Genomic DNA, 23,659 nt, shown 5'->3' with positions numbered 1-23,659 from the left:
CCGGCATGCGGACAGTGATGGACAGGCCGCACCTCCGGACGGAGATCCGCACGCCCCGGCCGGTGACCAGCGCGGACAACGCCGAGAGGTCGGACACCACGAGGTCGCCGGCCGGTTCGTGGGCCTGGTGGGTTGTGGCCAAGGCCACGGTGGTCATCCCGGCGGGGCGCCGGGGTCGGCCGCACCAGGCCTTTTGGCCCGTAATAGGGTCACTGCATGCTTGCTGCCCTGACGCTCGTGACCGGCGTCGCCGCCCTGCTGCTCGCCGCGTGGTGCGGCTTCGCCGCGTACCGCGACGAGCCGACGAAGGACTGGCACTTCATCGGCATGGCCGTGGTGACCCTGCTGGCGCTGGTCGAGCTGGTGGTCGGGATCGTGCTGCTGGCACGCGGTGAGGACCCCGAGCAGGGAAAGACGATCTTCGTCGCCTACCTGCTGGGCTCGTTCGCGTGCGTGCCGGCCGCGGGGTTCATGTCGCTGGCCGAGCGGACCAAGTGGGGTTCACTCACGGTCGCGGCCGGGGGCGTGGTGCTCGCGGTGCTCCAGGTGCGGCTCTACGACATCTGGGGAGGCTGAGATGACAGCCGTGGAGGGCAAGCGCACCCGGCTCATCAGCGGGCCCGGCATGCTGCTCGTCTGGCTGTACGGCGTGATGGTCGTCGGCGCGGTGTCGCGGTCGGCGGTGCAGATCGCCACGGAGTTCGACCGGGCCCCGCTCGCCTACTCGCTGTCGGCGGTGGCCGGGCTGGTGTACGGCTTCATCACGTACACGCTGGTCAGGGGCGGTGAGATGGCCCGCAGGGCGGCGCTGGTGTGTTGCGCCGCCGAACTCGCGGGCGTACTGATCGTCGGTACCTGGACCCTGGTGGACCCCTCGGCGTTCCCCGACGCGACGGTCTGGTCGGAGTACGGCATGGGGTATCTGTTCATCCCTGTACTGCTGCCGCTCTCGGCGATCTACTGGCTGCGCAGGGCGCGCGGCGTCACGCCGTAGCCGCGTAGTCGCCCGCCGCCTTCTCCAGGATGATCATCGGTACGCCGTCCGTGCCCTCGGAGGTGCCGACCGCGGTGTAGCCGACCTTGCGGTAGAGGCGGAGGCTGGTCTCGCTGCGGTGGCCGGTGTGCAGGCGGAAGCGCTTGGCGCCGCGCTCCTCGGCGAGGGCGGCCTCGGCCGCCCGGAGGAGACGGGCACCGATGCCGTGGCCCTGCAGGCGGGGGTGGACGCAGAGCTTGCCGATGGCGGCGGCGCCGTCCTCGGTGACCGAGCCGCGGACCGAACCGACCACCTCGTCGCCGAGGCGGGCCACGAAGACGCAGTCCTCGGCGACTTCCTCACGCACCGAGTCCAGCGTCTGGACGAGCGGGTCGATGCGGTAGTTGCCGTACAGCGCCGCCTCGCTCTGGAAGCACAGGTACTGCAGCTTGTAGATCTGCTCCGCGTCCTGCTCGGTCGCCGCAGAGATGGTCACGCTCATGCCCATGTGCGCACGCCTCCCGCTCACCTGATCGCCTGTTGTCCCTCACTCCTATCCCCGCGCTCCGGAAGCCGCAACCTCCGGCGTCAGCAATCGCCGTAGACAACCCAGGCATCTGGAACGTTCCGGGCCAAGACTGCCCTGTGAGATACCCAACTCCCCCGCGATCTCCCGGTATGTCATGTCCCTCGGCGAAAGCAGCGCCTCCACCAGGCCGGGGCAGCGTCCGGGCAGTCGGCGGACGGCGTCGCGCAGGGCGCGGTGGCGGGCGGACCTGAGGGCGAGATGCTCGGGGCCGCGGTCGGGCTCGTCCGCGGGTTCGGCGCCGTACGGCCGTTCGAGGCGGTGGGTCCGGCGGGCGCGGCGCACCTCGGAGCGCACGGCGGAGCGCAGCCAGCGCTCGGGGTCGGGCGGCGGACCCTGGGCGTCGAGGAGCTCCAGCAGGCGGAGCCAGACCGCCTGCTCCAGGTCGCCGGGTTCGGTTCCGGAGGCGTGCGCCTCCGCGGAGGCCTCGGCGGTGAGCAGGGGGCGCAGCGCGAGAACGTCGGCCACAAAGTCCGTTGTCATATGCGGCACGACGCGGCCGCCGGGGCAGCGGGTTGCCCGGGCGGCCGCTTGTCACCCCAACCGGGGTGGGGCGCTCAGCCGTTGACGAAGTCCTCGCGGGCCAGCAGACCGGTGTCCGGGTGGTCCGTGAAGACCCCGTCGATGCCGGTGGCGAAGTACGCCTTGTACGCGCCGAAGACGTCGCCGTAGGCGTCCGCGTCCGTGCCCTTGCGGAAGTCCGCCGGGAGGAACGGGTTCTCGTTGCGCAGTGTCCAGGGGTGCAGGACCAGGCCCACCTTGTGCGCGTCGGCGACCAGGGTGGTGGGCGTGGTGAGCCTGCCGCTCGCGTCCCTCGGGATGATCAGGTCGAGGGTCGGGCCGATGCCCTGGGCGTAGGAGGCGATCTCGCGCAGCCCGGCCGGCTTGATCAGGTCGGCGACGGTCCGCGGGTCACCGCTGTCCACGAAGTCGTACGGCCGCGTGCTCGCGCCGGACAGCAGCACCACCAGCGGGTTGTCGATGAGCTTGTGCAGGCGCTGGATGCTGGTCGGCTCGAACGACTGGACGATGACCGGGGAGTTCCACTTGTGCTTGCCGTGCTTGCGCAGCGCCTTCGCGATCCGCTCCTCCAGGCCGAGGCCCAGCTTGCGGAAGTAGGTGGGGTGCTTGAGCTCGGGGTAGATCCAGACCTGCTTGCCGCGCTTGCGGGTCTGCTCCTCCTGCCAGCGGAGCACCTCTTCGAAGGTGGGGATCTCCCAGCGGCCGTTGTAGAGGGTGTTGTGCGGGCGGTTGCCGGGGATGCGCTCGATCGCGCGGAGCGTCTTGAGCTCGGCGAGCGTGAAGTCCTCGGTGAACCAGCCGGTGGTGGCGACCCCGTCGAGCAGCTTGGTGGTCTTGCGGCCGGCGAACTCGGGGTGGTCGGCGACGTCGGTGGTGCCGCCGATCTCCGGCTCGTGGCGGCAGACCAGGTGGCCGTCCTTGGTGGGCACCAGGTCGCCGGCCTCGACGATGTGGGCGCCCATGTCCAGGGCCAGCTGGTAGGCGGCCAGGGTGTGCTCTGGCCGGTAGCCGCTGGCACCGCGGTGGCCGATGATCGTGGGCTTGGGCAGGCTCTTCACACCGCCGCCTCCGTACCCGTCGCCCGCGGCCCGGGCCGTACCGGACAGTCCGAGGACCGCTCCGCCCGCCCCCAGCACCGCGGCGCCCAGCAGCGCCCGGCGCCCGGTTCCGCGCGCCTGCTCGTCCGACTCCTGCGTTCCCATGAGCGCCTCCCTGCCCTCGGCTCTTCAGTGCGGGCCGATCGTAGGGTGCCCCCCATGACCGGCGGGAGACCCCTGATCGAACACGCGGGTGATTCGGGATGTCGTACGGGGGCAGAGTTCTGACGAACCGTCGGCATCGGGCGCGGCTCCCCGGGTAGTCGTGAGGCGAACCCCCTCACCCGGGTCGGCGCGACGTCGGTCACACCGTTCCGCGCGGGTTTCCGGCGGGCGACGGCACTGCTGCGCAGGTAAACCCGCGTCAACAGTGCGTAAGACTCCCGTGAACCCGATGTGCGCGACCCGGGGAACCGCGAGTATCGTCCTCACCTGCACAGACTTATATCGACCCCTTGACACCGGAGGGCCCGTTGTCCCGCTTCGCGCTCATCAAGGCAGTGCTCGGACCGATCATGCGCCTGATGTTCCGCCCACAGGTGGAGGGCGCGGAGCACATCCCGGGCGACGGTCCGGTCATCCTGGCCGGCAACCACCTCACCTTCATCGACTCGATGATCCTTCCGCTCGTCTGCGACCGGCAGGTCTTCTTCATCGGCAAGGACGAGTACGTCACCGGCAAGGGGCTGAAGGGCCGGCTGATGGCCTGGTTCTTCACCGGCGTCGGCATGATCCCCGTCGACCGGGACGGTGGCCGGGGCGGCGTCGCGGCGCTGATGACCGGCCGCCGCATCCTGGAGGAGGGCAAGCTCTTCGGCATCTACCCCGAGGGCACCCGCTCGCCCGACGGCCGCCTCTACCGCGGGCGGACCGGTATCGCACGGCTCACCCTGATGACCGGGGCGCCGGTGGTGCCGTTCGCGATGATCGGCACGGACAAGATCCAGCCCGGGGGCGCGGGGATGCCGCGCCCCAGCAAGGTGACGGTGCGCTTCGGCGAGGCGATGGAGTTCTCCCGCTACGACGGCATGGACCGTGACCGCTACGTCCTGCGCGCGGTCACCGACTCGGTGATGACCGAGGTCATGCGCCTGTCCGGTCAGGAGTACGTGGACATGTACGCCACCAAGGCGAAGGCGGCGTAGCCCCCGCACCCCTCCCGACGGCGGGCCGCTCCCCGAGCGGCCCGCCGTTCGCGTGCGCCCCGCGCCCCGTTACGGGCGGCTCTCCAGCTTCTGGTGGCGGAGCATGAACCACGCCGCCACCGACGCCAGCAGCAGGACCGTCGCTCCCGCGCCCGCCGCGAGGGCCAGGCCGTCCACGAAGGACTGACGGGCCGCGTCCAGCATGCTCTGCGCCGACTCCGCGGGCATCCCCGCCGCCGCTTCCACCGCGCCGCCGAGCGACTCGTGCGCCGCGTCCGGAGTGCCCGCCGGTCCGGTGAAGTCCCGGTAGACGCCCGTCACGATGGACCCCAGGACGGCGATGCCGAGGGCCGCGCCCAGTTCGTACGCCGTTTCCGACACCGCCGAGGCCGCACCGGCCTGTTCCTTCGGTACGGAGGACAGGATGACGTCCGCCGTCACCGTGAAGGAGAATCCGGCGCCGATGCCGACCACCAGCAGGGCCGCGCCGAGCAGGGGGTAGCCGGTCGACTGGTCCAGCACGGTCAGCGCGGCCAGCGCCAGGCCCACCGCCGCCAGGCCGCCGGAGACCACCGCGCGCACCGACCAGCGCCGGGCGGTCCGGCCCGCGATCAGACCGGCCGCCACCGCGCCCACGGCGGCGGGGAGTTCGGCGAGGCCCGCCTCGAAGGGGCCGCGGCCCTGGACGAGTTGCAGGTACTGGGAGAGGAAGAAGACCAGTCCGGACAGGCCGAGGATGGTCAGCAGGTCCGCCAGGACCGCCCCGCTGAAGCCGCGGTTGCGGAACAGGCGCATGTCCAGCAGCGGCGCCGGGAGCGTCAACTGGCGGCGCACGAAGCCGTACAGCGCGGCGGCGCCCAGCAGGCCCACGGCGAGGGAGTCCCACGCCGGGCCGTGTGCCGCGGCCTCCTTGACGGCGTAGACCACGCCGACCATGCCCACCAGTGACAGCAGCACGCCGGCCAGGTCCCAGGGGCCGGGGTTCGGATTGCGTGACTCCGGCAGCATCCGGATGCCGACGAGCACCAGGACCGCCATCACGGGCAGGTTGATCAGGAAGACCGAGCCCCACCAGAAGTGCTCCAGCAGGAAGCCGCCGACGATCGGGCCGACCGCCGTGCCCGCGGAGGCGGTGGCGCCCCAGATGCCCACGGCGAGGCTGCGTTCGCGCGGGTCGTGGAAGAGGTTGCGGATCAGGGCGAGCGTGGCCGGCATCAGGGTGGCACCGGCGACGCCGAGCAGCGCGCGGGCCAGGATCATCAGCTCGGGGGTGGTCGCGTACGCGTTGAGCACGGATATCGCGCCGAACGCCGTGGCGCCCACGAGCAGGATCTTCTTGCGGCCTATTCGGTCGCCGAGGCTGCCCATGGAGACGAGCAGACCGGCGATGACGAAGGAGTAGACGTCACCGATCCACAGGAGCTGGGTGCCCGTGGGGTTCAGGTCCTCGCTGATGTAGGGGGTCGCGAGACCGAGGACGGTCGCGTCGACGGCCACCAGCAGCACGGCGAGCACCAGGACGGACAGCGCGAGCCACCGGCCCGGACGCTGCACCGCCTCGGTCGGGTCCGCCGGCCGCAGGGTGCTGGTCATGATTCCTCTCTCCGTAGTGCGCCGCCGAGCAGCAGCTCGGTGATCATGTGCGTGAAGTCGTTGGCCGCGACCCTGCCCTCCTGGACCGCCCAGGCGCCGGAGGCCGTCAGGCCGTACAGCGCCTCGGTGAGCCAGGCCGGGGTGAGGTCGATCCGGAACTCGCCCTGCTGCTGGCCGCGCCGGAACAGTCCGGCGATCCGGACGTCGAGCCGGGCCCAGCCCTCGTGCTGCCCGTCCCCCTCGAACAGCTGGTTCTCGGTGTAGAGGAAGGCGAGCAGGCCGGCCGCGGGCTCCATCTCGCGCACGAGCCGGCGTACGGCGTCGCTCGCGGGGCCCTCGTCCAGGCGAGCCGCGTCCAGCGCGGCCTCGCACTCCGCGATGCCGAGCGCCTCCAGCGCGCGGACGAGCGCGTCGCGCCCGGCGAAGAGGCGGTGCAGGGTGGCCCGGCTGATCCCGGCGGCCTTGGCGACCTCGTCCATGGTGGACGTGGATTTCCGGGTGAGCAGGGCGGCTGCGCTGCGCAGCACGTGGTCACGATCGACAGCCATGAGACAACCATAGCCCACGTGAGACATCTCTGTCTCATCACGGGCATGCGTGTCTCATAGCGTCGCCACGCGGTATGGGCCGGTCAGTGCCAGGCCAGCCGGCCGCGCCGCTCCCAGTACGCCCCCGGCTCCTCCACCAACTGCGCCAGCCTGCTCAGCTGGTCCTCGTCGAGGTCGACGACGGCCGCGTGGAGGTTGGACGCGAGCTGCACGGCGGTCGCGGCGCCGGACAGGACGACTCCGGCCCAGGACTGGCGCAGGACGTGCGCGAGGGCGATGGCGTCGGTGCCCAGGGAGGTCTCGGCGGCCACGGCCTTCAGGGCCTCCGGGGCGTGTGGCCCGGCGAGCCTTCCGTTGGCCATGGCTTCCTTGACGATCACCGTGAGCCCGGCGTCATGGGCCTCGGCCAGGGCAGGGGCGGCGGAGGTCTCCAGGAGGTTGTACGTCGACTGGACGGTACGGAAGAGGGGCTCGCCGTCGACCGTCACGGCGAGGGCGGCCCGGATCGCGTCCGCCTGGGCGGGCCCGCTGGTGGAGAAGCCGACACTGAGGCCCTGGGCGGCGGCCTCGGCGAGCCGGGCGTGCAGTTCCTTGTCGGTGAGGGCGGGGCTGTCCGGGGTCACCGAGTGGATCTGGTAGAGGTCGAGCCGGTCGCCGAGCAGGGCGTCGGTCTCGGCGCGCTGACGCTCGTACGTCGGGAGGCTGTGGTCCTTGACTTCGTGCGTCTCGGCCTCGGCCGACCAGCCGGCGGTGTAGGTGTAGCCCCACTTGCTGCCGATGACCACGTCGTCGATGTCGGGGCGGGCGTTCAGCCAGTCGGCGAGGAACTCCTCCGAGCGGCCGTAGGAGCGGGCCACGTCGACGTAGCGGACGCCTTGGGCGTAGGCGGCGTCGAGGAGTTCGTGCGTACGGCTGCGCAGGGCGTCGACACTGCGGTTCTCCCCGAGGTCCTCGTCGCGGCCGAGGTTGATGTAGCCGGGGCGGCCGACGGCGGCGAGGCCCAGTCCGATGTGGCAGGTGGGGGTGGTGGCGGTGGCCAGTCGGGCGAAGGGCATCGCGGGCTCCGTTCGGTCGTTCCGGTACGGCTCCGACCAACGTAAACCCGCGATGACCTTCGCGCGGGAGCGGGGTGACCCGGCGAGTGCGGGCGCGTCGCGGCTCGGCGCGCGGTTCCCCGCGCCCCTCAGGCCTGCTTCGCCGTCGCCCAGTCGTGCTGTGCCGCCACGTCCGCCTTGATCTCCGCCAGCTGGGTCGCCACCGCGCTCGGCGCCGTGCCGCCGCGGCCGTCGCGGGAGGCCAGGGCGCCGGGGACGTTCAGGACGGAGCGGACCTCGGGGGTCAGGTGCTCGGAGATCTTCGCGAACTGCTCGTCCGTCAGCTCGTCCAGTTCCTTGCCGTCCGCCTCGGCGGCCTTGACGCAGGCACCGGCCACCTCGTGCGCGACCCTGAACGGGACGCCCTGCTTGACCAGCCATTCGGCCACGTCGGTGGCGAGGGAGAAGCCCGCCGGGGCCAGCTCCTCCATCCGCTCCCGGTGGACCGTGAGCGTGGCGATCATGCCGGTGAAGGCGGGGAGCAGGACGTCGAGCTGGTCGCAGGAGTCGAAGACCGGCTCCTTGTCCTCCTGGAGGTCGCGGTTGTACGCGAGCGGCAGCGCCTTGAGGGTCGCCAGCAGGCCCGTCAGGTTGCCGATCAGCCGGCCCGACTTGCCGCGCGCCAGCTCCGCGATGTCCGGGTTCTTCTTCTGCGGCATGATCGACGAGCCGGTGGAGAAGGCGTCGTGCAGGGTCACGAAGGAGAACTCCTTCGTGTTCCAGATGATGATCTCCTCGGCGATCCGGGAGAGGTTCACGCCGATCATCGCGGTGATGAAGGCGAACTCCGCGACGAAGTCACGGGAGGCCGTGCCGTCGATCGAGTTGGCGACCGAGCCGTGCTCGAAACCGAGGTCGGCGGCGACCGCCTCCGGGTCCAGGCCGAGGGAGGAACCGGCCAGCGCGCCCGAGCCGTACGGCGACACGGCCGTGCGCGCGTCCCACTGGCGCAGCCGCTCGGCGTCCCGGGACAGCGCCTGCACATGGGCGAGGACATGGTGGGCGAAGAGCACCGGCTGGGCGTGCTGGAGATGGGTGCGGCCGGGCATCGCCACGTCCGGGTGGGCCTCCGCCAGGCCGATCAGGGCGTCCTGGAGGTCGGCGATCAGACCGGCGATGCTGCGCGCCTGGTCCCGCAGGTACATCCGGAACAGGGTCGCCACCTGGTCGTTCCGGGAGCGGCCCGCGCGGAGCTTGCCGCCGAGGTCGGGGCCCAGGCGCTCCAGCAGGCCCCGCTCGAGGGCGGTGTGCACGTCCTCGTCGGCGAGGGTGCCGACGAAGGAGCCGTCGGCGACGTCCGCGGCCAGCTGGTCGAGCCCGGCGAGCATCCGCGTCAGCTCGTCGTCGGAGAGCAGTCCCGCCTTGTGCAGCACGCGCGCGTGGGCACGCGAGCCGGCGATGTCGTACGGCGCGAGCCGCCAGTCAAAGTGGACCGAGGCGGACAGCCTGGCCAGGGCCTCGGCGGGCCCGTCGGCGAACCGTGCGCCCCAGAGCCGGACGTCTCCGCTGTTGCTGCTCACTTGGTGTGCTCCTCGAAGGGTCTGGATGGGGCACCGCCTCCCCGTGGCGTGAACGGGGAGGCGGCCGTCGGGGGCGGGGCCGGTCAGGGCGCCCGGGCCGGTGAGGACGGGTCGCGCCGGGCGGCGATCTTCGGCGACGAACATGCATGAGTATGCAGAACTCTGCATGATTCGTCAATTCAGTCGGGTGTTGAACGGGGGAAATCGCTTTCCCGTATCTCTCGGCGGACGCAGGCGCCGCGTTCGTCACGAGATCCCCGAGCGAACACCCCCGACCCGAGTGAGGCTTCCGCATGTCCAGGGCTCTTCCGAAGTACCGCAAGCGTCGTGTCGCGCTGATCGGCGGCGCCGCCGCGCTGGCGCTGTCCGGAGCGGTGATCGTCAACTCCGCGCTCGCCGGGGAGACACCCGCGAGCGACGCCCGCACCCTGGCCGGCCCCGGCACCATCAGCTGCCCGGACGTCGCCTCCGAGCTCCCCGCGGTCCCGGCCACCGCACGGGCCGAGGTCGACCGGAACCTCGCCCTCCTGCAGACCCAGATCGACGAGGCCAACAAACGCCTCACCGAAACCGTCGGCCAAGGCGGACCCAACTTCGTCCAGAACGCCATCCTCGGCCCCCTGGCGAGCAAGCGCACCGCCGCCATCGACCGCATCGCCATCTCCATCGGCCGCACCGCGGACAAGCCCCAAGGTCTCGGCGCCCTGGCCGCCTGCACACTGAACGCCGACGGCTCCGCCGACACCGGGGAGGAGGTCGAGGCCACTCCCCCGGTGACCGCCCCGGAGGAAGAGGGCGACACCGGCACCGGCCCCGGCACCATCAGCTGCCCGGACGTCGCCTCCGAGCTCCCCGCGGTCCCGGCCACCGCACGGGCCGAGGTCGACCGGAACCTCGCCCTCCTACAGACCCAGATCGACGAGGCCAACAAACGCCTCACCGAAACCGTCGGCCAAGGCGGACCCAACTTCGTCCAGAACGCCATCCTCGGCCCCCTGGCGAGCAAGCGCACCGCCGCCATCGACCGCATCGCCATCTCCATCGGCCGCACCGCGGACAAGCCCCAAGGTCTCGGCGCCCTGGCCGCCTGCACGCTCGACCAGTGACGTGACAGGCAGTCATGGCCGCCCCGTTGCACGCCGGCCGGGGCGGCCATGACCGGGCGGCGGAGCCAAGAATTCCTTAGACAAGCGAAATACCTGCCCGCATAATCATGAATCATGGGAAAGACTTATGAGCGCATAGACGGCAGGCTCCGCACCTTCATCGAGGCCCAACCCCTCTTCTTCACCGCCACCGCGCCCCTCGCGGAGGACGGCACGGTCAACCTCTCCCCCAAGGGCCTCAAGGGCTCCTTCGCGGTCCTCGACGAACGGACCGTGGCCTATCTGGACTTCGCCGGGTCCAACGCGGAGACCATCGCGCATCTGCGGGAGAACGGCCGGATCACCCTCATGTGGTGCGCCTTCCAGGGCCCGCCCAACATCGTCCGGGTGCACGGCCGCGGCGAGCCGGTCTTCCGCGACGACCCCCGCTTCCCCGCACTCCTGGCCCACTTCCCCGACATCGACCCGGGCCCGCACGGCCTGCGCGCGATCATCGTGGTGACGGCCGAACTCGTCCGGGACACCTGCGGATACGCGGTGCCCTTCCTGTCGTACGACGACGAGCGCGATCTGCACGAGAAGCGGTTCGCCCGCGAGGACGACGAGTCGCTGAACGCCTACTTCACCAAGAAGGAGCACATCGCCACCAGCCTGGACGGCCTGCCCGGGCTGCCGTTGCCGCTGCCGCCGTCTACGGTCTGAGCCATGCGCCCCGGTGTCGTCGCCCTCGCCCTCGCCTCCCTCCTCGTGCTCGGTGCCGCGCCCGCCGACGACCCGCCGCTGCCGGAGCGGATGGCGGACACCGGCGGCGGCACCCAGCTGATCACCGCCGTCGCCGCGCGGACCGGCGCCACCACCGGCACGCTCACCTGGTGGGACCTGCGGGACGGCCGCTGGGTGCAGTCCGGTTCCGCCGACGCCCGCTTCGGGGCGAACGGCCTGGCCGAGGGCGCCACGCGCCGCCAGGGCACCAGCACCACCCCCACGGGGCTGTACGACCTGCCGTACGCCTTCGGGATCAAGGCGGCGCCGGACGGGACGGCGTACACGTACCGCCCGGTGCACCGGGATTCCTGGTGGTGCCAGGACAACGACTCGCGCTCCTACAACCGGTGGACCGAACCCCGCCCGGCGGACTGCCGGGCCGCCGAGTCCGAGCATCTGATCACCTACACCGGCCAGTACGCGCACGCCCTCGTCATCGGCTTCAACTACGCGCAGCCGGTGCGCGGCCGGGGCGCGGGGATCTTCCTGCACGTCCACGGGCGGGGTGCGACGGCCGGTTGCGTGTCCGTGCCCGCCGAGGACATGAGGCGGATCCTGCGGTGGGCCGATCCGGGCCGAAAGCCGCACATCGCCATCGGAACGACGAGCGGAGCGACCGCGATCACCCGGTACTGAACACACCGGCCGCCCCGCACGTACCTCTGGGCCGAGGGACCACGCCACTCCCCCTTGTCCGTCCCCGGAGGAACCGTGACCACCACGCTCGCAGGCGGCCGTGCAGCCCGCCGCCAGACGATGCGCCGCATCCGCCCGCGCCGCTCCCCGGCCGTCCCGCTGGTGATCGCGCTGTGGGCCGGCGCGGCGGCGGTGCTGTGGCTGTGGTGGGACAACACCCCGTCCCTCGCGGACAACACCGCCAGGATCCTCGCCGCCGGCCGGATCACCGGTCTGCTCGCCGGCTACCTGATGGCGCTCGTCGTGCTCCAGATGGCACGGGTGCCCGCGCTGGAGCGGCGGGTCGGCTCCGACCGGGTCGCGCGCTGGCACGCGATGAGCGGCCGCTACACGATCTGCCTGGTCGTCGCGCACGTCTTCCTCATCATGTGGGCGTACGCGCTCCAGGCGGGCAGGACGCTCGGCGACATCGTCCAGCAGACCGTCGACTCCATCAACACGCTGCCGGACATGGGCAAGGCGGCCATCGGCACCGGACTGCTGTTCCTGATCGCGTTCCTGTCGATCGGCGGCGTGCGCCGCAGGATCCCGTACGACACCTGGTACCACGTGCACCTGCTGACGTACGCGGCGGTGTACCTGACCTTCTGGCACCAGATCACCACCGGCAACGAGTTCGCCGTGGAACCCTCCGCGAAGACCTTCTGGTACGGCCTGTACGGCGCTGTCACCGCGCTGGTGGTCTGGTACCGGATCCTGACCCCCATCCGCCTCAACCTGCGCCACCGGCTGTACGTGGAGGCGGTGATCGAGGAGACCCCGGGCGTGGTGTCGGTGCTGATCGGCGGGCGCAGGCTGCACCGGATGGGCGCGGAGGCCGGGCAGTTCTTCCGCTGGCGGTTCCTGGCGCCGGGCATGCGGTTCAGCTCCCACCCCTACTCGCTGTCGGCGGCGCCCCGCCCCGACATGCTCCGCATCACCGTCAAGGCGATCGGCGACCACAGCGAACGGCTGCGCGAGCTGGAGCCCGGCACCAAGGTGTGGGCGGAGGGCCCCTACGGGGCGCTCACCGCGCAGCGGCGCAGCCGGGGCAAGGTGCTGCTGGTGGCGGGCGGGGTGGGGATCACGCCGATGCGGGCGCTGTTCGAGACCCTGCCCGGCGCGTCCGGCGACATCACCCTGCTCTACCGGGCCAACAGCACCCAGGACCTGGCCCTGTGGGACGAGCTCGCCGCCATCGCCGAGGAGCGCGGGGCGCGGCTGATGTACGCGGTCAACAGCCCGGACGGCGAACGCCCCGACATCTCGGCCGAGCGGCTGCAGCAGAAGCTGCCGGACATCGACCAGCACGACGTCTTCATGTGCGGGCCGCCCGGCTTCGCGCAGTCCGTCTACGAAGCACTGCGCGGCGCGGGAGTGCCCGCCCGCCGCATCCATCACGAGTCGTTCGAGATGTGAGCGACGGGACTTCAGGAGCTGTAGGAGCGATGAGGAAGACTCACCCCATCCGGCGTGCCGTGCTCGCGGGCGCCGCCACCGTGTCCGGGATCGTGCTGCTGCTGTCGCTGAAGCCGGCGTCCGACCCGGCGTCGGCGGCGGGCAGCGCGGCCCCGCAGCAGACCGCGGCGGCCCAGGAGGCCGCGCAGGGCGGCAGCGCGGACCGGGCGGGCACCGTCACCGGGGACGCGGTGCGGACGCAGTACGGGCCCGTGCAGGTACGGCTGACCGTCAGCGGCGGCAAGGTCACCGACGTGGAGGCCGTGCAGGCGCCCAGCGGTGGCCGCAGTACCCAGGTCACCGAGACCGCGGTGCCCCGGCTGAACCGGGCGGCGCTCGCGACCCAGAGCGCGGACATCGACGCGGTGTCCGGGGCCACGTATACCAGCAGCGGGTACAAGCAGTCGCTGCAGTCGGCGCTGGACAAGATGGAGAAGGCGGCGGGTGGCGCCGATGCCGGTGACTCCGGGACCGGCGGTTCCGCCGAGGCCGGAGGCGCTCCCGAGGGCGGGGGGTCCGCCGAGGCCGCCGAGCGTACGGTCACCGGGGAGACGGTGACGACGGAGTACGGGCCCGTGCAGGTGCGGATCACCGTGAGCGGCGGGAAGATCACGGCGGCGGAGGCCGTGCAGTCGCCGAGCGGCGGGCAGAGTACGCGGATCAACGGCAATGCCGTGCCGAAGCTGAACGCCGCGGCCGTGGCGGCCGGGAGCGCCGACATCGACGCGGTGTCCGGGGCCACGTACACCAGCAACGGCTACAAGCAGTCGCTGCAGTCGGCGCTGGACCAGGCCGGTGGCTGAGTCGGTGACCGATCCGGCGCAGGCCCCCCTCGCGGTGCGTCACGCGGAGGAGGTCATGGGGACCGTCTTCTCCTTCGACGTCCGTGGCGGGGACCCGGAGGCGGTGCGTGCGGCGCTCGCGGAGGCGGTGGCCGGGCTGCACCGGGTCGACGAGGTGTTCAGCACCTACCGGGAGGACAGCGAGATCTCCCGGCTGGGCCGCGGGGAGCTGACGCTCGCGGAGTGCTCACCCGAGGTGTCCGCGGTCCTCGCGCTGGGCGAGGAGGCGGCCCGGCTCAGCGACGGCTGGTTCAGCACGTCGTACGAGGGCCGGCTCGATCCCACCGGGATCGTGAAGGGGTGGGCGGTCGAACGGGCGGCCCGGCGGCTGGCGGAGGCCGGGGCGAGCGGGGTGAGCGTCAACGGCGGCGGGGATGTGCAGCTGCTGGGGGTGCCCGGTCCGGAGCGGCCGTGGCGGGTGGGGGTGTCCGACCCCCTGCGCCCGGGCGGCCTGGCGGCGGTGATCTCGGCGGCGGGCGCTGCGGAACTGGCGGTGGCGACCTCCGGGACGGCGGAGCGGGGCGCGCACATCGTGGACCCCCGCACCGGCCGCTCGGCGGTGACGGACCTGGTGGCGGTGACGGTGGTGGCCCCCACGGTGACCTGGGCCGACTGCTGGGCCACCGCCGCGTTCGCCATGGGTTCCCGGGACGCCCTGCGCTGGCTGGAGGCGCTGCCCGGCGTGGAGGCCCTGCTGATCACGGCGGGCGACGAGGTGCGGTGCACGGGCGGTCTGGCCGCGCGACTCGGCTGAGCGCAGGCACCGCCCCTCTCAGTGCCCGTTCTGAGCCAACCGCAGCAGATGCTCCGCCAGCGCCTGACCCCCCGTCGGCTCCCGGCTGATCAGCAGCAATGTGTCGTCACCGGCGATCGTGCCCAGGATGTCGTGCAGTTCCGCCTGGTCGATCGCCGACGCCAGGAACTGCGCCGCCCCCGGAGGGGTCCGCAGGACCACGAGGTTCGCCGAGGCCTCCGCCGAGATCAGCAGCTCCTGCGACAGCCGCCGCATCCGCTCTTCCTTCGCCGACTCCCCCAGCGGAGCCCGGGGGGTGCGGAATCCCCCCTCGCTGGGCACCGCGTAGATCAGGTCACCGTCGTTGTTGCGGATCTTGACCGCGTTCAGCTCGTCCAGGTCCCGGGACAGCGTCGCCTGCGTCACCGTCAGCCCGTCGTCCGCCAGCAGTTTCGCCAGCTGACTCTGCGACCGCACCGGCTGCCGGTTGAGGATGTCCACGATCCGGCGGTGGCGGGCGGTCCGGGTCTGCGGTACGGCAGGCCCGGCGCCCGCGTGCTCGTGATCCTGCGCCTGACTCATCGTCGTCTCATTCTCCGGCTCATCCATCCACCCCTTGGGCCTCGTCCAGAACGCCGGGCAGCGCCCGGAGGAACGCGTCCACCTCGTCGTCGCCGAGATTCAGCGGCGGCATCAGCCGTACGACGTCGGGGGCGGGCGCGTTGACCAGGAGGCCGGCGTCCTGAGCCGCCTGCTGCACCCGCGGTGCGAGCGGCTCGGTGAGCACGATACCCAGCAGCAGCCCGGCACCCCGGACATGGGAGACCAGCGGATGCCCGGCCGACTCGATTCCGTCCCGCAACTTCTCGCTCTGCCGCTTGACGTTCTCCAGCAATCCCTCGTTCTCGATCGTGTCGAGAACGGCGAGTCCGGCGGCGCAGGCGACCGGGTTGCCGCCGAAGGTCGTCCCGTGCTGACCGGGCCGCAGCAGTTCGGCGGCCCGCCCGAAGGCGACGGTGGCACCGAGCGGCAGCCCGCCGCCGAGCTGCTTGGCGAGGGTGACGACGTCGGGCAGCACGCCCTCGTGGGCCTGGTACTCGAACCAGTGCCCGGTCCGCCCGATGCCGGTCTGCACCTCGTCGAGGACGAGCAGCGCGCCGGTCGCGGCGGTGATGGCCCGCGCGGCCTTGAGGTAGCCGGGCGGCGGGACGACGACGCCGTTCTCGCCCTGGACCGGCTCGATGATCACGAAGGCGGTGTCCTCGGTGACCGCCGCGGCCAGCGCCTGCGCGTCGCCGTAGGGCACGTGGGTGACGTCGCCGGGCAGCGGCAGGAACGGGTCCTGCTTGGCGGGCTGACCGGTGAGCGCGAGGGCGCCCATCGTGCGGCCGTGGAAGCCGCCGTGGGTGGCGACCATATGGGTCCGCCCGGTGAGCCGGCCCAGCTTGAACACGGCCTCGTTGGCCTCGGCGCCGGAGTTGCAGAAGAAGACCCTGCCGTCCCGGCCGAAGAGCTGCAGCAGCCGCTCGGCGAGCGCGACGGGCGGCTCGGCCATGAACAGGTTGGAGACATGACCGAGGGAGGCGATCTGCCGGCTCACGGCCTCGACGACCGCCGGGTGGGCGTGGCCGAGGGCGTTGGTGGCGATCCCGCCGACGAAGTCGAGGTACTGCCTGCCGTCCGCGTCCCACAGCCTGGTGCCCTCGCCGCGCACGAGGGCGAGCCGAGGGGTGCCGTAGTTGTTCATGAGCGCGCCCTGCCAGCGGGCGGTCAGCTCCTGGTTGGTCATGACTCCCCCTGATCGGGTCCGTCGGGCACGACCATCGTGCCGATGCCCGAGTCCGTGAAGATCTCCAGCAGGATCGAGTGCTGGACCCGGCCGTCGATGACGCGGGCGGTGTGCACGCCGTTGCGGACGGCGTGCAGGCAGCCCTCCATCTTCGGCACCATGCCGGAGCTCAACTCCGGCAGCAGCTTTTCCAGTTGGGCGGCGGTGAGGCGGCTGATCACCTCGTCGCTGTACGGCCAGTCCTCGTAGAGGCCCTCGACGTCGGTGAGGACCATGAGGGTTTCGGCGCCCAGTGCCGCAGCGAGTGCCGCAGCCGCCGTATCAGCATTGACGTTGTAGACATGTCCGTCGTCCTGGCTACGGGCGATCGAGGAGACCACCGGGATCCGGCCGTCGGCCAGCAGTGCCTCGATCGCGCCCGTGTCGATGGCGGTGATCTCACCCACCCGCCCGATGTCGATCAACTCGCCGTCGATCTCGGGCCGGTGCTTGGTGGCGGTGATGGTGTGCGCGTCCTCGCCGGTCAACCCGACGGCCAGCGGCCCGTGTTCGTTGAGCAGGTTGACCAGCTCGCGCTGCACCTGCCCGGCGAGCACCATCCGTACGACGTCCATGGCGTCCTCGGTGGTGACGCGCAGGCCCGCCTTGAACTCGCTGACGATGCCGTGCTTGTCGAGGGCGGCGCTGATCTGCGGGCCGCCGCCGTGCACGACGACCGGCTTCAGCCCGGCGTGGTGCAGGAACACCACGTCCTGGGCGAACGCGGCCTTCAGGTCCTCGTCGATCATGGCGTTGCCGCCGAACTTGATCACGACGGTCTTGCCGTTGTGCCGGACCAGCCAGGGCAGCGCCTCGATGAGGATCTGGGCCTTGGGCAGGGCGGTGTGCTTGCGTGTCGATCCGGTGCTCATGAGGAGTACGCGCTGTTCTCGTGGACGTAGTCGGCGGTGAGGTCGTTGGTCCAGATGGTGGCGGTCTCGGCACCGGCGGCGAGGTCGGCGACGATGTGCACCTCGCGGTAGCGCATGTCGACCTTGTCGCGGTCCTCGCCCACGCCGCCGTCCTTGCAGACCCACACGCCGTTGATGGCGACGTTCAGCCGGTCCGGCTCGAAGGCGGCCCGGGTGGTGCCGATCGCGGAGAGCACCCGGCCCCAGTTGGGGTCCTCGCCGTGGATGGCGCACTTGAGGAGGTTGTTGCGGGCGATGGAGCGGCCCACCTCGACGGCGTCGTCCTCGGTCGCGGCGTTGATCACCTCGACCTTGATGTCCTTGCTGGCGCCCTCGGCGTCCCGGATCAGCTGCTGCCCGAGGTCGTCGCAGACCTGCCGTACGGCCTCGGCGAACTCCTCGTAGGCGGGGGCGACTCCGGCCGCCCCCGACGCGAGCAGCAGCACGGTGTCGTTGGTCGACATGCAGCCGTCGGAGTCGACCCGGTCGAAGGTCGTGCGGGTGGCGGCGCGCAGCGCCCGGTCCAGTACGTCGCTGGCCAGGTCGGCGTCGGTGGTGAGGACGACGAGCATGGTGGCGAGGCCGGGGGCGAGCATGCCGGCCCCCTTCGCCATGCCGCCCACGGTCCAGCCGTCCTTGGTCACGACGGACGTCTTGTGGACGGTGTCGGTGGTCTTGATGGCGATGGCGGCCTTCTCGCCGCCGTGCTCGGAGAGCTGCGCCGCGGCGGTCTCGATGCCCGGCAGCAGCTTGTCCATGGGCAGCAGCACCCCGATGAGGCCGGTCGAGCAGACGGCGACCTCGATCGCGCCCCGGCCGAGCACCTCGGCCGCCTTCTCGGCGGTGGCGTGGGTGTCCTGGAAGCCCTTGGGTCCCGTACAGGCGTTGGCGCCCCCGGAGTTGAGGACGACGGCGGAGACCTCGCCGCTCTTGAGGACCTGCTCCGACCACAGCACCGGTGCGGCCTTGACGCGGTTGGCGGTGAAGACGCCCGCGGCGGCGCGGCGGGGACCGTCGTTGACCACGAGGGCCAGGTCAGGGTTGCCGTTCTCCTTGATCCCGGCGGCGATGCCCGCCGCCGTGAATCCCTTGGCTGCCGTCACGCTCACGGCGCAACTCCGATCGTGGTCAGCCCCGTGGTCTCGTCGAGTCCCAGGGCGATGTTCATGCTCTGGACGGCACCACCGGCGGTGCCCTTGGTCAGGTTGTCGATGGCGCTGATCGCGATGATCCGTCCGGCGGCCCCGTCGTACGCGACCTGCACCTGAACGGCGTTGGAACCGTGAACGGACGCCGTGGCGGGCCACTGGCCCTCGGGGAGCAGATGGACGAAGGGCTCGTCGGCGAAGGCCTTCTCGTAGGCGGCGCGGACGGCCTCGGCGCTCACGCCCGGCTTCGCGGCGGCGCTGCACGTGGCGAGGATGCCGCGGGACATGGGCGCGAGGGTCGGCGTGAAGGAGACGGTGACCTTCTCCCCCGCCGCCGCGCTCAGGTTCTGGCTCATCTCGGGTGTGTGCCGGTGGCCGCCGCCGACGCCGTACGGCGTCATGGAGCCCATGACCTCGCTGCCCAGCAGGTGCGGCTTGGGCGCCTTGCCCGCGCCGGAGGTGCCGGACGCGGCGACGATCACGGCCTCGGTCTCGGCGAGTCCGGCGGCGTAGGCCGGGAAGAGGGCGAGGGAGACGGCGGTGGGGTAGCAACCGGGCACCGCGACCCGCCTGGACCCCTCCAGCGCGGCGCGGGCGCCCGGCAGCTCGGGCAGGCCGTACGGCCAGGTGCCGGCGTGCGGGGAGCCGTAGAACGTCTCCCAGTCGGCCGGGTCGGTGAGCCGGAAGTCGGCCCCCATGTCGACCACGAGCGTGTCCGGACCGAGCTGCTCGGCGACGGCGGCGGACTGGCCGTGCGGCAGCGCGAGGAAGACGACGTCGTGTCCGGCGAGCACCTCGGCGGTGGTGGGCTCCAGGACGCGGTCGGCCAGCGGCAGCAGGTGCGGCTGGAGTGCGCCGAGCCGCTGACCCGCGTTGGAGTTGCCGGTCAGGGCGCCGATCTCGACCTGCGGATGCGCCAGGAGCAGACGCAGGAGCTCCCCGCCCGCGTAACCGCTCGCCCCGGCCACCGCCGCACGTACCGCCATGGAATCCTCCTCCTCGATGGCATGACTATACGTTTCGCTGCACGTTTATGCAATCCACCTTTCGCCGACGAGGCATCGAGATCGGGCCGCCCGACACCGGCTTCGGTAGCCCACCCTGGTCCTCAGCCCCAGCAGCGACCGCGGACCGGGAAGCTCCGACTGCACATCGACGTCAGCGCCACCGACCGCGATCAGGACGCCGAGCTGGAGCGGCTGCTCGCTCTCGGCGCCAGGCCCGTCGACATCGGTCAGACCGGCACCGAGAACTGGCACGTCCTGGCCGACCCGGAAGGCAACGAATTCTGCCTCCTGCACACCCGGCTCCAGCCCGTCTGACCACGTGCGCCCTGACGCCGATCCGCTCGGCCGTTCGAGTGAGGCCGGGCCCCGCTCGCGGAGCGGGGCCCGGACCGCCCTTCGGGGCTATCCCTGCTTGATACGCAGGAAGGTGACCGAGTTCGCCGGGAAGGTGTACGCGAACGTCGAGGAGATCCCCGACACCGTGGACGTGACCGGGGTGACCGGGGTGTTCGTCTCGGTGTTCACCGCGTCCGGCTCGCCCGCCAGGGTCGTGACCCGGGCCCGGGAGGCGACCTTCGCGCCGCCCAGGTCGACGGTGGTGCGGGCCTCGGCGGACTGGGCGTTGACGACCTTGACGATCAGGTCACCGGTCGCCGCGTCCTCGGTGACGACCTGCCGGAACGGCTCGGCCGGCTTGTCGTCGGTGAAGCTGCCCCACTCCTGTCCGTCGAGGTAGAGGGTGACCTGACGGCCCCGCACCTTGATGTCGATGTCGTAGGCGCGGCCCGTCTCGATCGACCCGGCCTTGGAGATCAGCGTCGACTTACCGCCGTCCGAGGCCTGTTCGACGGCGGACTGGGTGTTGTTCCAGCCGCCCAGGTTCCACCAGTAGTGGTTGCCGGTGTCCTTGACCCCGAAGGCGACGAGGAAGCCCTCCTTGCCGGACTTCTTGTTGGCCTTCACGTGCAGGTCGTAGTCGTGCCAGCCCGGGTTGCCCGCGGTGACCAGGGTGTTCTCGGCGGCCTCGTCGCTCTGCAGGTAGGCCCCGTCCTGGACGCTCCAGCTCCCGGTGCCGTGGTGCGTCCACTGCGAGGCGTCACCGGAGAAGTCGTCGCTCAGCAGCGGGCTTCCGTCCGCCGCCGTCACCTTCACGTCGTCGTACGCCGCACTGGTCGCCCAGGTCGACAGGCCCACGGCGCCGGAGATCGGGCCGCTGACGTCCGGGGTGCCGGTCGCGGTGGAGGGGACGACCCGGTCGCCGACGTTGGTCATGAACAGTTTCTGGACCTCGTAGTTGGCGGAGTTCCAGGAGGCGTGGTTGTTGAACCAGATCAGGTCGGGCCGCCACTGGACGTAGTCCTCGTTGGCGAGCAGCGGGGCGTACGAGGCGAGCTTGACGATGTCGGCGTTGCGCTCCAGACCGGTCATGAACGCGGCCTCGGCCAGGGCGTTCTGGAGGGCGTTGCCCTGGGAGGCGTACTCGCCGAGGAAGACCTGGGGGCCGTTCCGGTCGTAGCTGTCGTAGCGGTCGTTGTTCTGCAGGAACCACTGCGGGCTGTTGTAGTAGTGCTCGTCGACCATGTCGGCGTCGCCCTCGCGGTTGAGCTCCCAGGCCCGGTCGAAGACCGCGCCGGTGTCGTCGGGGCCGGAGTTGGAGATCACCGTGATGTCCGGGTACTTCGCCTCGATCGCGGTCCGGAACTTCCGGAAGCGGGCGAAGAACTCGTCCGGGAGGTTCTCCTCGTTGCCGACGGCGAGGTGGGTCAGGCCGAAGGGCCTGGGGTGCCCCATCTCGGCGCGCTTCCTGCCCCAGGTGCTGGTGGCGGGGCCGTTGGCGAACTCGATGAGGTCGAGGGTGTCCTGGATGTGCCGCTGGAGCAGTGCCTCGTCGTCGGTGGCGCGGTTCTGGCCGCAGCCGGTCACCAGGGCGGGGACGACGGGCAGCGGCATGGCGCCGATGTCCTCGGAGAAGCGGAAGTACTCGTAGTAGCCGAGGCCGTAACTCTGGTTGTAACCCCAGAAGTTGGCGTTGGTGGCGCGCTGCTCGACCGGGCCGACGGTGTCCTTCCACTGGTAGGAGCGCTTGCGCTGCCAGCCGGAGGACTCGCTGTAGTCCTGCATGGATCCGGTGTTGACCAGGCAGCCGCCCGGGAAGCGGACGAACGACGGGTCCAGGGCCTCGATCTTCTCGGCGAGGTCCTTGCGCAGCCCGTTGGACTGGCGCTTGTAGGTGTCGCGCGGGAAGAGCGACACCATGTCCAGCGCGGCGGCCCCGGTGGAGGCGACGGCGAGGCGGCCGTGGGAGCTGGTGCGGCCCGCGGTGAAGGTGGCGGTGTACTTCTTCCAGCCGCCGGAGACGGCCACCTGGCGGGCGGGCGCGAGCGTGCCGGCGGCGTCCTTCAGACCCACCGTGAGGGTGCTGCCGGCGTCGGTGCGGACCCACACCGAGAAGTCGTACCGCTTGCCCTGCTCGACGCGGATGCCGGTGTTGTAGCCGGCGTTGGTGACGGACGAACCGGCGCCGAGGGCCAGGTAGTTGCGGTTGCGCTCGTTCAGGCGGCCGGTGTCGTCCCGGACCTGGGCCGTGCCGGAGACCGCCCAGGAGGTGAGCGGGGTGTACGAGCCGTTGTCGGCGGTGGAGTACTCGAAGGACCGGTTCTGGACGAGCTCGGCGTACAGACCGCCGTCGGCGGCCCGGTTGATGTCCTCGAAGAAGACGCCGTACATGGTGTCGTCGATCGTCGCGCCCCGGGCTGCCGGGTCGACGGTGATCGTGTAGTCGGTGACGTCCTCGGCGTGCGCGGGTGCCGGGACGAGTCCGGTGGCCGCCACCAGGAAGGCGGTGGCGCCGAGACCGAGTCTCCAGCGGGGGCTGGTGCGTGGCATGGATACTCCGCGGCTCGATGGTCGTGTTGCGGGTCGCTCTGCGTTGTTCCTTGTTCGGAATATCGGACGTTGATCAGATGGCCGAACGGCAAGATAGGGAGGGGGCGCAGGCCCGTCAATGGGTCGCGCAGGAACGCATGGGACGGAGACAGCAGGGCCATGGGCGAGTTCTGGCCAGTGCGGGATGCGCTGGCGTATCTGACGGGCTCATGGCGGGTGCGGCGGTCCGTGCGGGATCACGCGAGCGAGGCGTGGGGCGAGTTCACCGGGACGACTGTTTTCGGCCCGCTCGGGACGGGCGGGCTGCTGCACGAGGAGTCCGGCACTTTCGTGTGGCAGGGCGTGCCCCGGCCCGCCGAGCGGACCCTGCGCTTCCTGCCCGGGAGCGCGCCCGACACGGCCGACGTCCGCTTCGCCGACGGCCGCCCCTTCCACGACCTCGACCTGTCCACGGGGCGGCATGTGGCGGACCATCCCTGCTCGGCCGACCTCTACCGCGGCGAGTTCACCGTTCTCGACGCGGACCACTGGCGGACGGTGTGGCGGGTGCGCGGCCCCGCGAAGGATCTCGTCCTGACCACGGACTACGCCCGCGAGCCCGGGTCGCTACGCCCATGAGGGCTGGATCGGCGCCCCGTCGAAGCGGAGGTTCCAGCGGCCCGCCCGGCCGCTGACGGTCGTCGTCGACAGGGGACGGACGTCGAGGTTCCAGTAGGTCGCGGGCGGCGCCTTGAGGGCGTACACCAGCGCAGCGCGGATCACCGACGGTTCGGCCACGGCGACGACCCGGCAGCCGTCGTCCACCGGCCGGGTGTCGAGCCAGCCGCCGACCCGGCCGATGAAGGCCAGCAGCGACTCCCCGCCGTGCGGAGTGGCGCGCGGGTCGGCGAGCCAGGAGTCCACCGCAGCCGGTTCCCGGGCCATCGCCTCGCCGAGCGTCAGCCCGCGCCAGCGGCCCATGTCGCAGTCGCGCAGGGCGAGTTGCACCAGGGGCGCGTACCCGAGCGCGTCGCCGGTGGCGCGGCTGCGCGGCGTGGGCGAGCAGTAGCGCAGCTCGGCCGCCGACAGCGGCACCAGATCGTGGGCGAAGCGCTGCACCTCGTCCCACCCGGCCTGGTCCAGTGGACGGTCGTCCTCGAAGCGCTCGGCGAGCGGCGGGGAGCTGCGCGCGGCGGCGACGAACGTGACCCGAAGTGACATGCCGAGATGGTGATTCGCGGAA

The 23,659-nt window shown here is 71.5% G+C and carries 24 protein-coding genes and 2 pseudogenes; 11 read left to right on the top strand and 15 right to left on the bottom strand.

Annotated features, from left to right (window positions below; translation table 11 throughout):
- Nucleotides 1-34: 34 nt before the first annotated feature.
- A pseudogene (locus M8H82_RS29465) lies at nt 35-169 on the bottom strand (HAD family hydrolase); the annotation flags it as partial.
- Nucleotides 170-216: 47 nt separating this feature from the next.
- Between M8H82_RS29465 and M8H82_RS29460 the strand changes: the two are divergent.
- Nucleotides 217-576: a hypothetical protein gene (locus tag M8H82_RS29460; protein ID WP_250078123.1), complete on the top strand. Its 360-nt coding sequence runs from the start codon at nt 217-219 to the stop codon at nt 574-576.
- Nucleotide 577: 1 nt separating this feature from the next.
- On the top strand, nt 578-994 hold the full coding sequence (locus M8H82_RS29455) for a hypothetical protein (protein WP_250078122.1): 417 nt from the start codon (nt 578-580) through the stop codon (nt 992-994).
- On the opposite strand, the gene M8H82_RS29450 is transcribed toward M8H82_RS29455, so the two are convergent.
- The 3 genes from M8H82_RS29450 to M8H82_RS29440 form a co-directional block, all read right to left on the bottom strand.
- Nucleotides 984-1,481: a GNAT family N-acetyltransferase gene (locus M8H82_RS29450; RefSeq protein WP_250078121.1), complete on the bottom strand. Its 498-nt coding sequence runs from the start codon at nt 1,479-1,481 to the stop codon at nt 984-986. The genes M8H82_RS29455 and M8H82_RS29450 overlap by 11 nt on opposite strands.
- A gap of 45 nt (nt 1,482-1,526) precedes the next feature.
- Nucleotides 1,527-2,042 carry a sigma-70 family RNA polymerase sigma factor gene (locus M8H82_RS29445; RefSeq protein WP_250078120.1) on the bottom strand — a complete coding sequence of 172 codons (516 nt, stop codon included), beginning with the start codon at nt 2,040-2,042 and terminating at the stop codon, nt 1,527-1,529.
- Between the two features lie 74 nt (nt 2,043-2,116).
- A complete protein-coding gene (locus tag M8H82_RS29440) occupies nt 2,117-3,283 on the bottom strand; it encodes a glycerophosphodiester phosphodiesterase (RefSeq protein ID WP_250078119.1) in 1,167 nt (388 codons plus the stop codon).
- Between the two features lie 368 nt (nt 3,284-3,651).
- Here M8H82_RS29440 and M8H82_RS29435 point away from each other — a divergent pair, with 368 nt between their 5' ends.
- Nucleotides 3,652-4,323 carry a lysophospholipid acyltransferase family protein gene (locus tag M8H82_RS29435; RefSeq protein WP_308293291.1) on the top strand — a complete coding sequence of 224 codons (672 nt, stop codon included), beginning with the start codon at nt 3,652-3,654 and terminating at the stop codon, nt 4,321-4,323.
- Between the two features lie 69 nt (nt 4,324-4,392).
- Here M8H82_RS29435 and M8H82_RS29430 read toward each other — a convergent pair whose 3' ends face one another.
- The 4 genes from M8H82_RS29430 to argH form a co-directional block, all read right to left on the bottom strand.
- Nucleotides 4,393-5,916 carry an MFS transporter gene (locus M8H82_RS29430; RefSeq protein WP_250078117.1) on the bottom strand — a complete coding sequence of 508 codons (1,524 nt, stop codon included), beginning with the start codon at nt 5,914-5,916 and terminating at the stop codon, nt 4,393-4,395.
- The gene (locus tag M8H82_RS29425) at nt 5,913-6,464 is read right to left on the bottom strand and encodes a TetR/AcrR family transcriptional regulator (RefSeq protein ID WP_250078116.1); all 552 of its coding nucleotides are present in this window, start codon (nt 6,462-6,464) and stop codon (nt 5,913-5,915) included. Before M8H82_RS29425 ends, M8H82_RS29430 begins: the two co-directional genes overlap by 4 nt.
- A gap of 83 nt (nt 6,465-6,547) precedes the next feature.
- Complete coding sequence (locus tag M8H82_RS29420; RefSeq protein WP_250078115.1) at nt 6,548-7,519, bottom strand: aldo/keto reductase; 972 nt, start codon at nt 7,517-7,519, stop codon at nt 6,548-6,550.
- 128 nt (nt 7,520-7,647) lie between these two features.
- Nucleotides 7,648-9,078: an argininosuccinate lyase gene (gene argH, locus M8H82_RS29415; RefSeq protein WP_250078114.1), complete on the bottom strand. Its 1,431-nt coding sequence runs from the start codon at nt 9,076-9,078 to the stop codon at nt 7,648-7,650.
- Nucleotides 9,079-9,371: 293 nt separating this feature from the next.
- Here argH and M8H82_RS29410 point away from each other — a divergent pair, with 293 nt between their 5' ends.
- The 6 genes from M8H82_RS29410 to M8H82_RS29385 all read left to right on the top strand — a co-directional run bounded on the left by M8H82_RS29410 (nt 9,372) and on the right by M8H82_RS29385 (nt 14,678).
- Nucleotides 9,372-10,184, top strand: coding sequence for a hypothetical protein (locus M8H82_RS29410; RefSeq protein ID WP_250078113.1), 813 nt, complete (start codon nt 9,372-9,374; stop codon nt 10,182-10,184).
- Nucleotides 10,185-10,298: 114 nt separating this feature from the next.
- A complete protein-coding gene (locus M8H82_RS29405) occupies nt 10,299-10,886 on the top strand; it encodes a pyridoxamine 5'-phosphate oxidase family protein (protein ID WP_250078112.1) in 588 nt (195 codons plus the stop codon).
- Nucleotides 10,887-10,889: 3 nt separating this feature from the next.
- A complete protein-coding gene (locus M8H82_RS29400; protein WP_250078111.1) occupies nt 10,890-11,585 on the top strand; it encodes a L,D-transpeptidase in 696 nt (231 codons plus the stop codon).
- Nucleotides 11,586-11,660: 75 nt separating this feature from the next.
- Nucleotides 11,661-13,043 (top strand): ferredoxin reductase family protein, encoded by a 1,383-nt coding sequence (locus M8H82_RS29395; RefSeq protein ID WP_250078110.1) that lies wholly within the window; start codon nt 11,661-11,663, stop codon nt 13,041-13,043.
- A gap of 29 nt (nt 13,044-13,072) precedes the next feature.
- Nucleotides 13,073-13,885: an FMN-binding protein gene (locus tag M8H82_RS29390; RefSeq protein ID WP_250078109.1), complete on the top strand. Its 813-nt coding sequence runs from the start codon at nt 13,073-13,075 to the stop codon at nt 13,883-13,885.
- A gap of 55 nt (nt 13,886-13,940) precedes the next feature.
- Nucleotides 13,941-14,678: an FAD:protein FMN transferase gene (locus tag M8H82_RS29385; RefSeq protein WP_284049496.1), complete on the top strand. Its 738-nt coding sequence runs from the start codon at nt 13,941-13,943 to the stop codon at nt 14,676-14,678.
- Between the two features lie 18 nt (nt 14,679-14,696).
- On the opposite strand, the gene M8H82_RS29380 is transcribed toward M8H82_RS29385, so the two are convergent.
- Genes M8H82_RS29380 through argC form a run of 5 tightly spaced genes read right to left on the bottom strand, consistent with a single transcriptional unit; the run spans nt 14,697 to nt 19,530 of the window.
- The gene (locus M8H82_RS29380) at nt 14,697-15,239 is read right to left on the bottom strand and encodes an arginine repressor (RefSeq protein WP_250078107.1); all 543 of its coding nucleotides are present in this window, start codon (nt 15,237-15,239) and stop codon (nt 14,697-14,699) included.
- A gap of 19 nt (nt 15,240-15,258) precedes the next feature.
- Complete coding sequence (locus M8H82_RS29375; RefSeq protein ID WP_250078106.1) at nt 15,259-16,446, bottom strand: acetylornithine transaminase; 1,188 nt, start codon at nt 16,444-16,446, stop codon at nt 15,259-15,261.
- Entirely contained in the window at nt 16,443-17,357 is a 915-nt protein-coding gene (argB, locus tag M8H82_RS29370) for an acetylglutamate kinase (protein ID WP_250078105.1), read from the bottom strand. The genes M8H82_RS29375 and argB overlap by 4 nt, the downstream gene beginning before the upstream one ends.
- Nucleotides 17,354-18,505, bottom strand: a complete 1,152-nt coding sequence (gene argJ / locus M8H82_RS29365; RefSeq protein WP_250078104.1) for a bifunctional glutamate N-acetyltransferase/amino-acid acetyltransferase ArgJ — start codon at nt 18,503-18,505, stop codon at nt 17,354-17,356. Before argJ ends, argB begins: the two co-directional genes overlap by 4 nt.
- Nucleotides 18,502-19,530, bottom strand: coding sequence for an N-acetyl-gamma-glutamyl-phosphate reductase (gene argC / locus M8H82_RS29360; protein ID WP_250078103.1), 1,029 nt, complete (start codon nt 19,528-19,530; stop codon nt 18,502-18,504). Before argC ends, argJ begins: the two co-directional genes overlap by 4 nt.
- Before the next feature lie 74 nt (nt 19,531-19,604).
- Here argC and M8H82_RS36665 point away from each other — a divergent pair.
- Nucleotides 19,605-19,866, top strand: a pseudogene (locus M8H82_RS36665) (VOC family protein); the annotation flags it as partial.
- 87 nt (nt 19,867-19,953) lie between these two features.
- Here M8H82_RS36665 and M8H82_RS29350 read toward each other — a convergent pair.
- Nucleotides 19,954-22,437, bottom strand: a complete 2,484-nt coding sequence (locus tag M8H82_RS29350; protein WP_250078101.1) for an alpha-L-arabinofuranosidase C-terminal domain-containing protein — start codon at nt 22,435-22,437, stop codon at nt 19,954-19,956.
- A 159-nt stretch (nt 22,438-22,596) separates the two neighbouring features.
- Here M8H82_RS29350 and M8H82_RS29345 point away from each other — a divergent pair, with 159 nt between their 5' ends.
- Complete coding sequence (locus tag M8H82_RS29345) at nt 22,597-23,055, top strand: DUF6314 family protein (protein WP_250078100.1); 459 nt, start codon at nt 22,597-22,599, stop codon at nt 23,053-23,055.
- On the opposite strand, the gene M8H82_RS29340 is transcribed toward M8H82_RS29345, so the two are convergent.
- Nucleotides 23,044-23,637: a histidine phosphatase family protein gene (locus M8H82_RS29340; RefSeq protein ID WP_250078099.1), complete on the bottom strand. Its 594-nt coding sequence runs from the start codon at nt 23,635-23,637 to the stop codon at nt 23,044-23,046. The genes M8H82_RS29345 and M8H82_RS29340 overlap by 12 nt on opposite strands.
- Nucleotides 23,638-23,659: the final 22 nt, after the last annotated feature.

It is taken from the genome of Streptomyces sp. YS415, assembly GCF_023544665.1.
In the GTDB taxonomy this organism is placed as follows: Bacteria; Actinomycetota; Actinomycetes; order Streptomycetales; family Streptomycetaceae; genus Streptomyces.
This window is presented reverse-complemented; position numbering and strand designations above follow the sequence as displayed.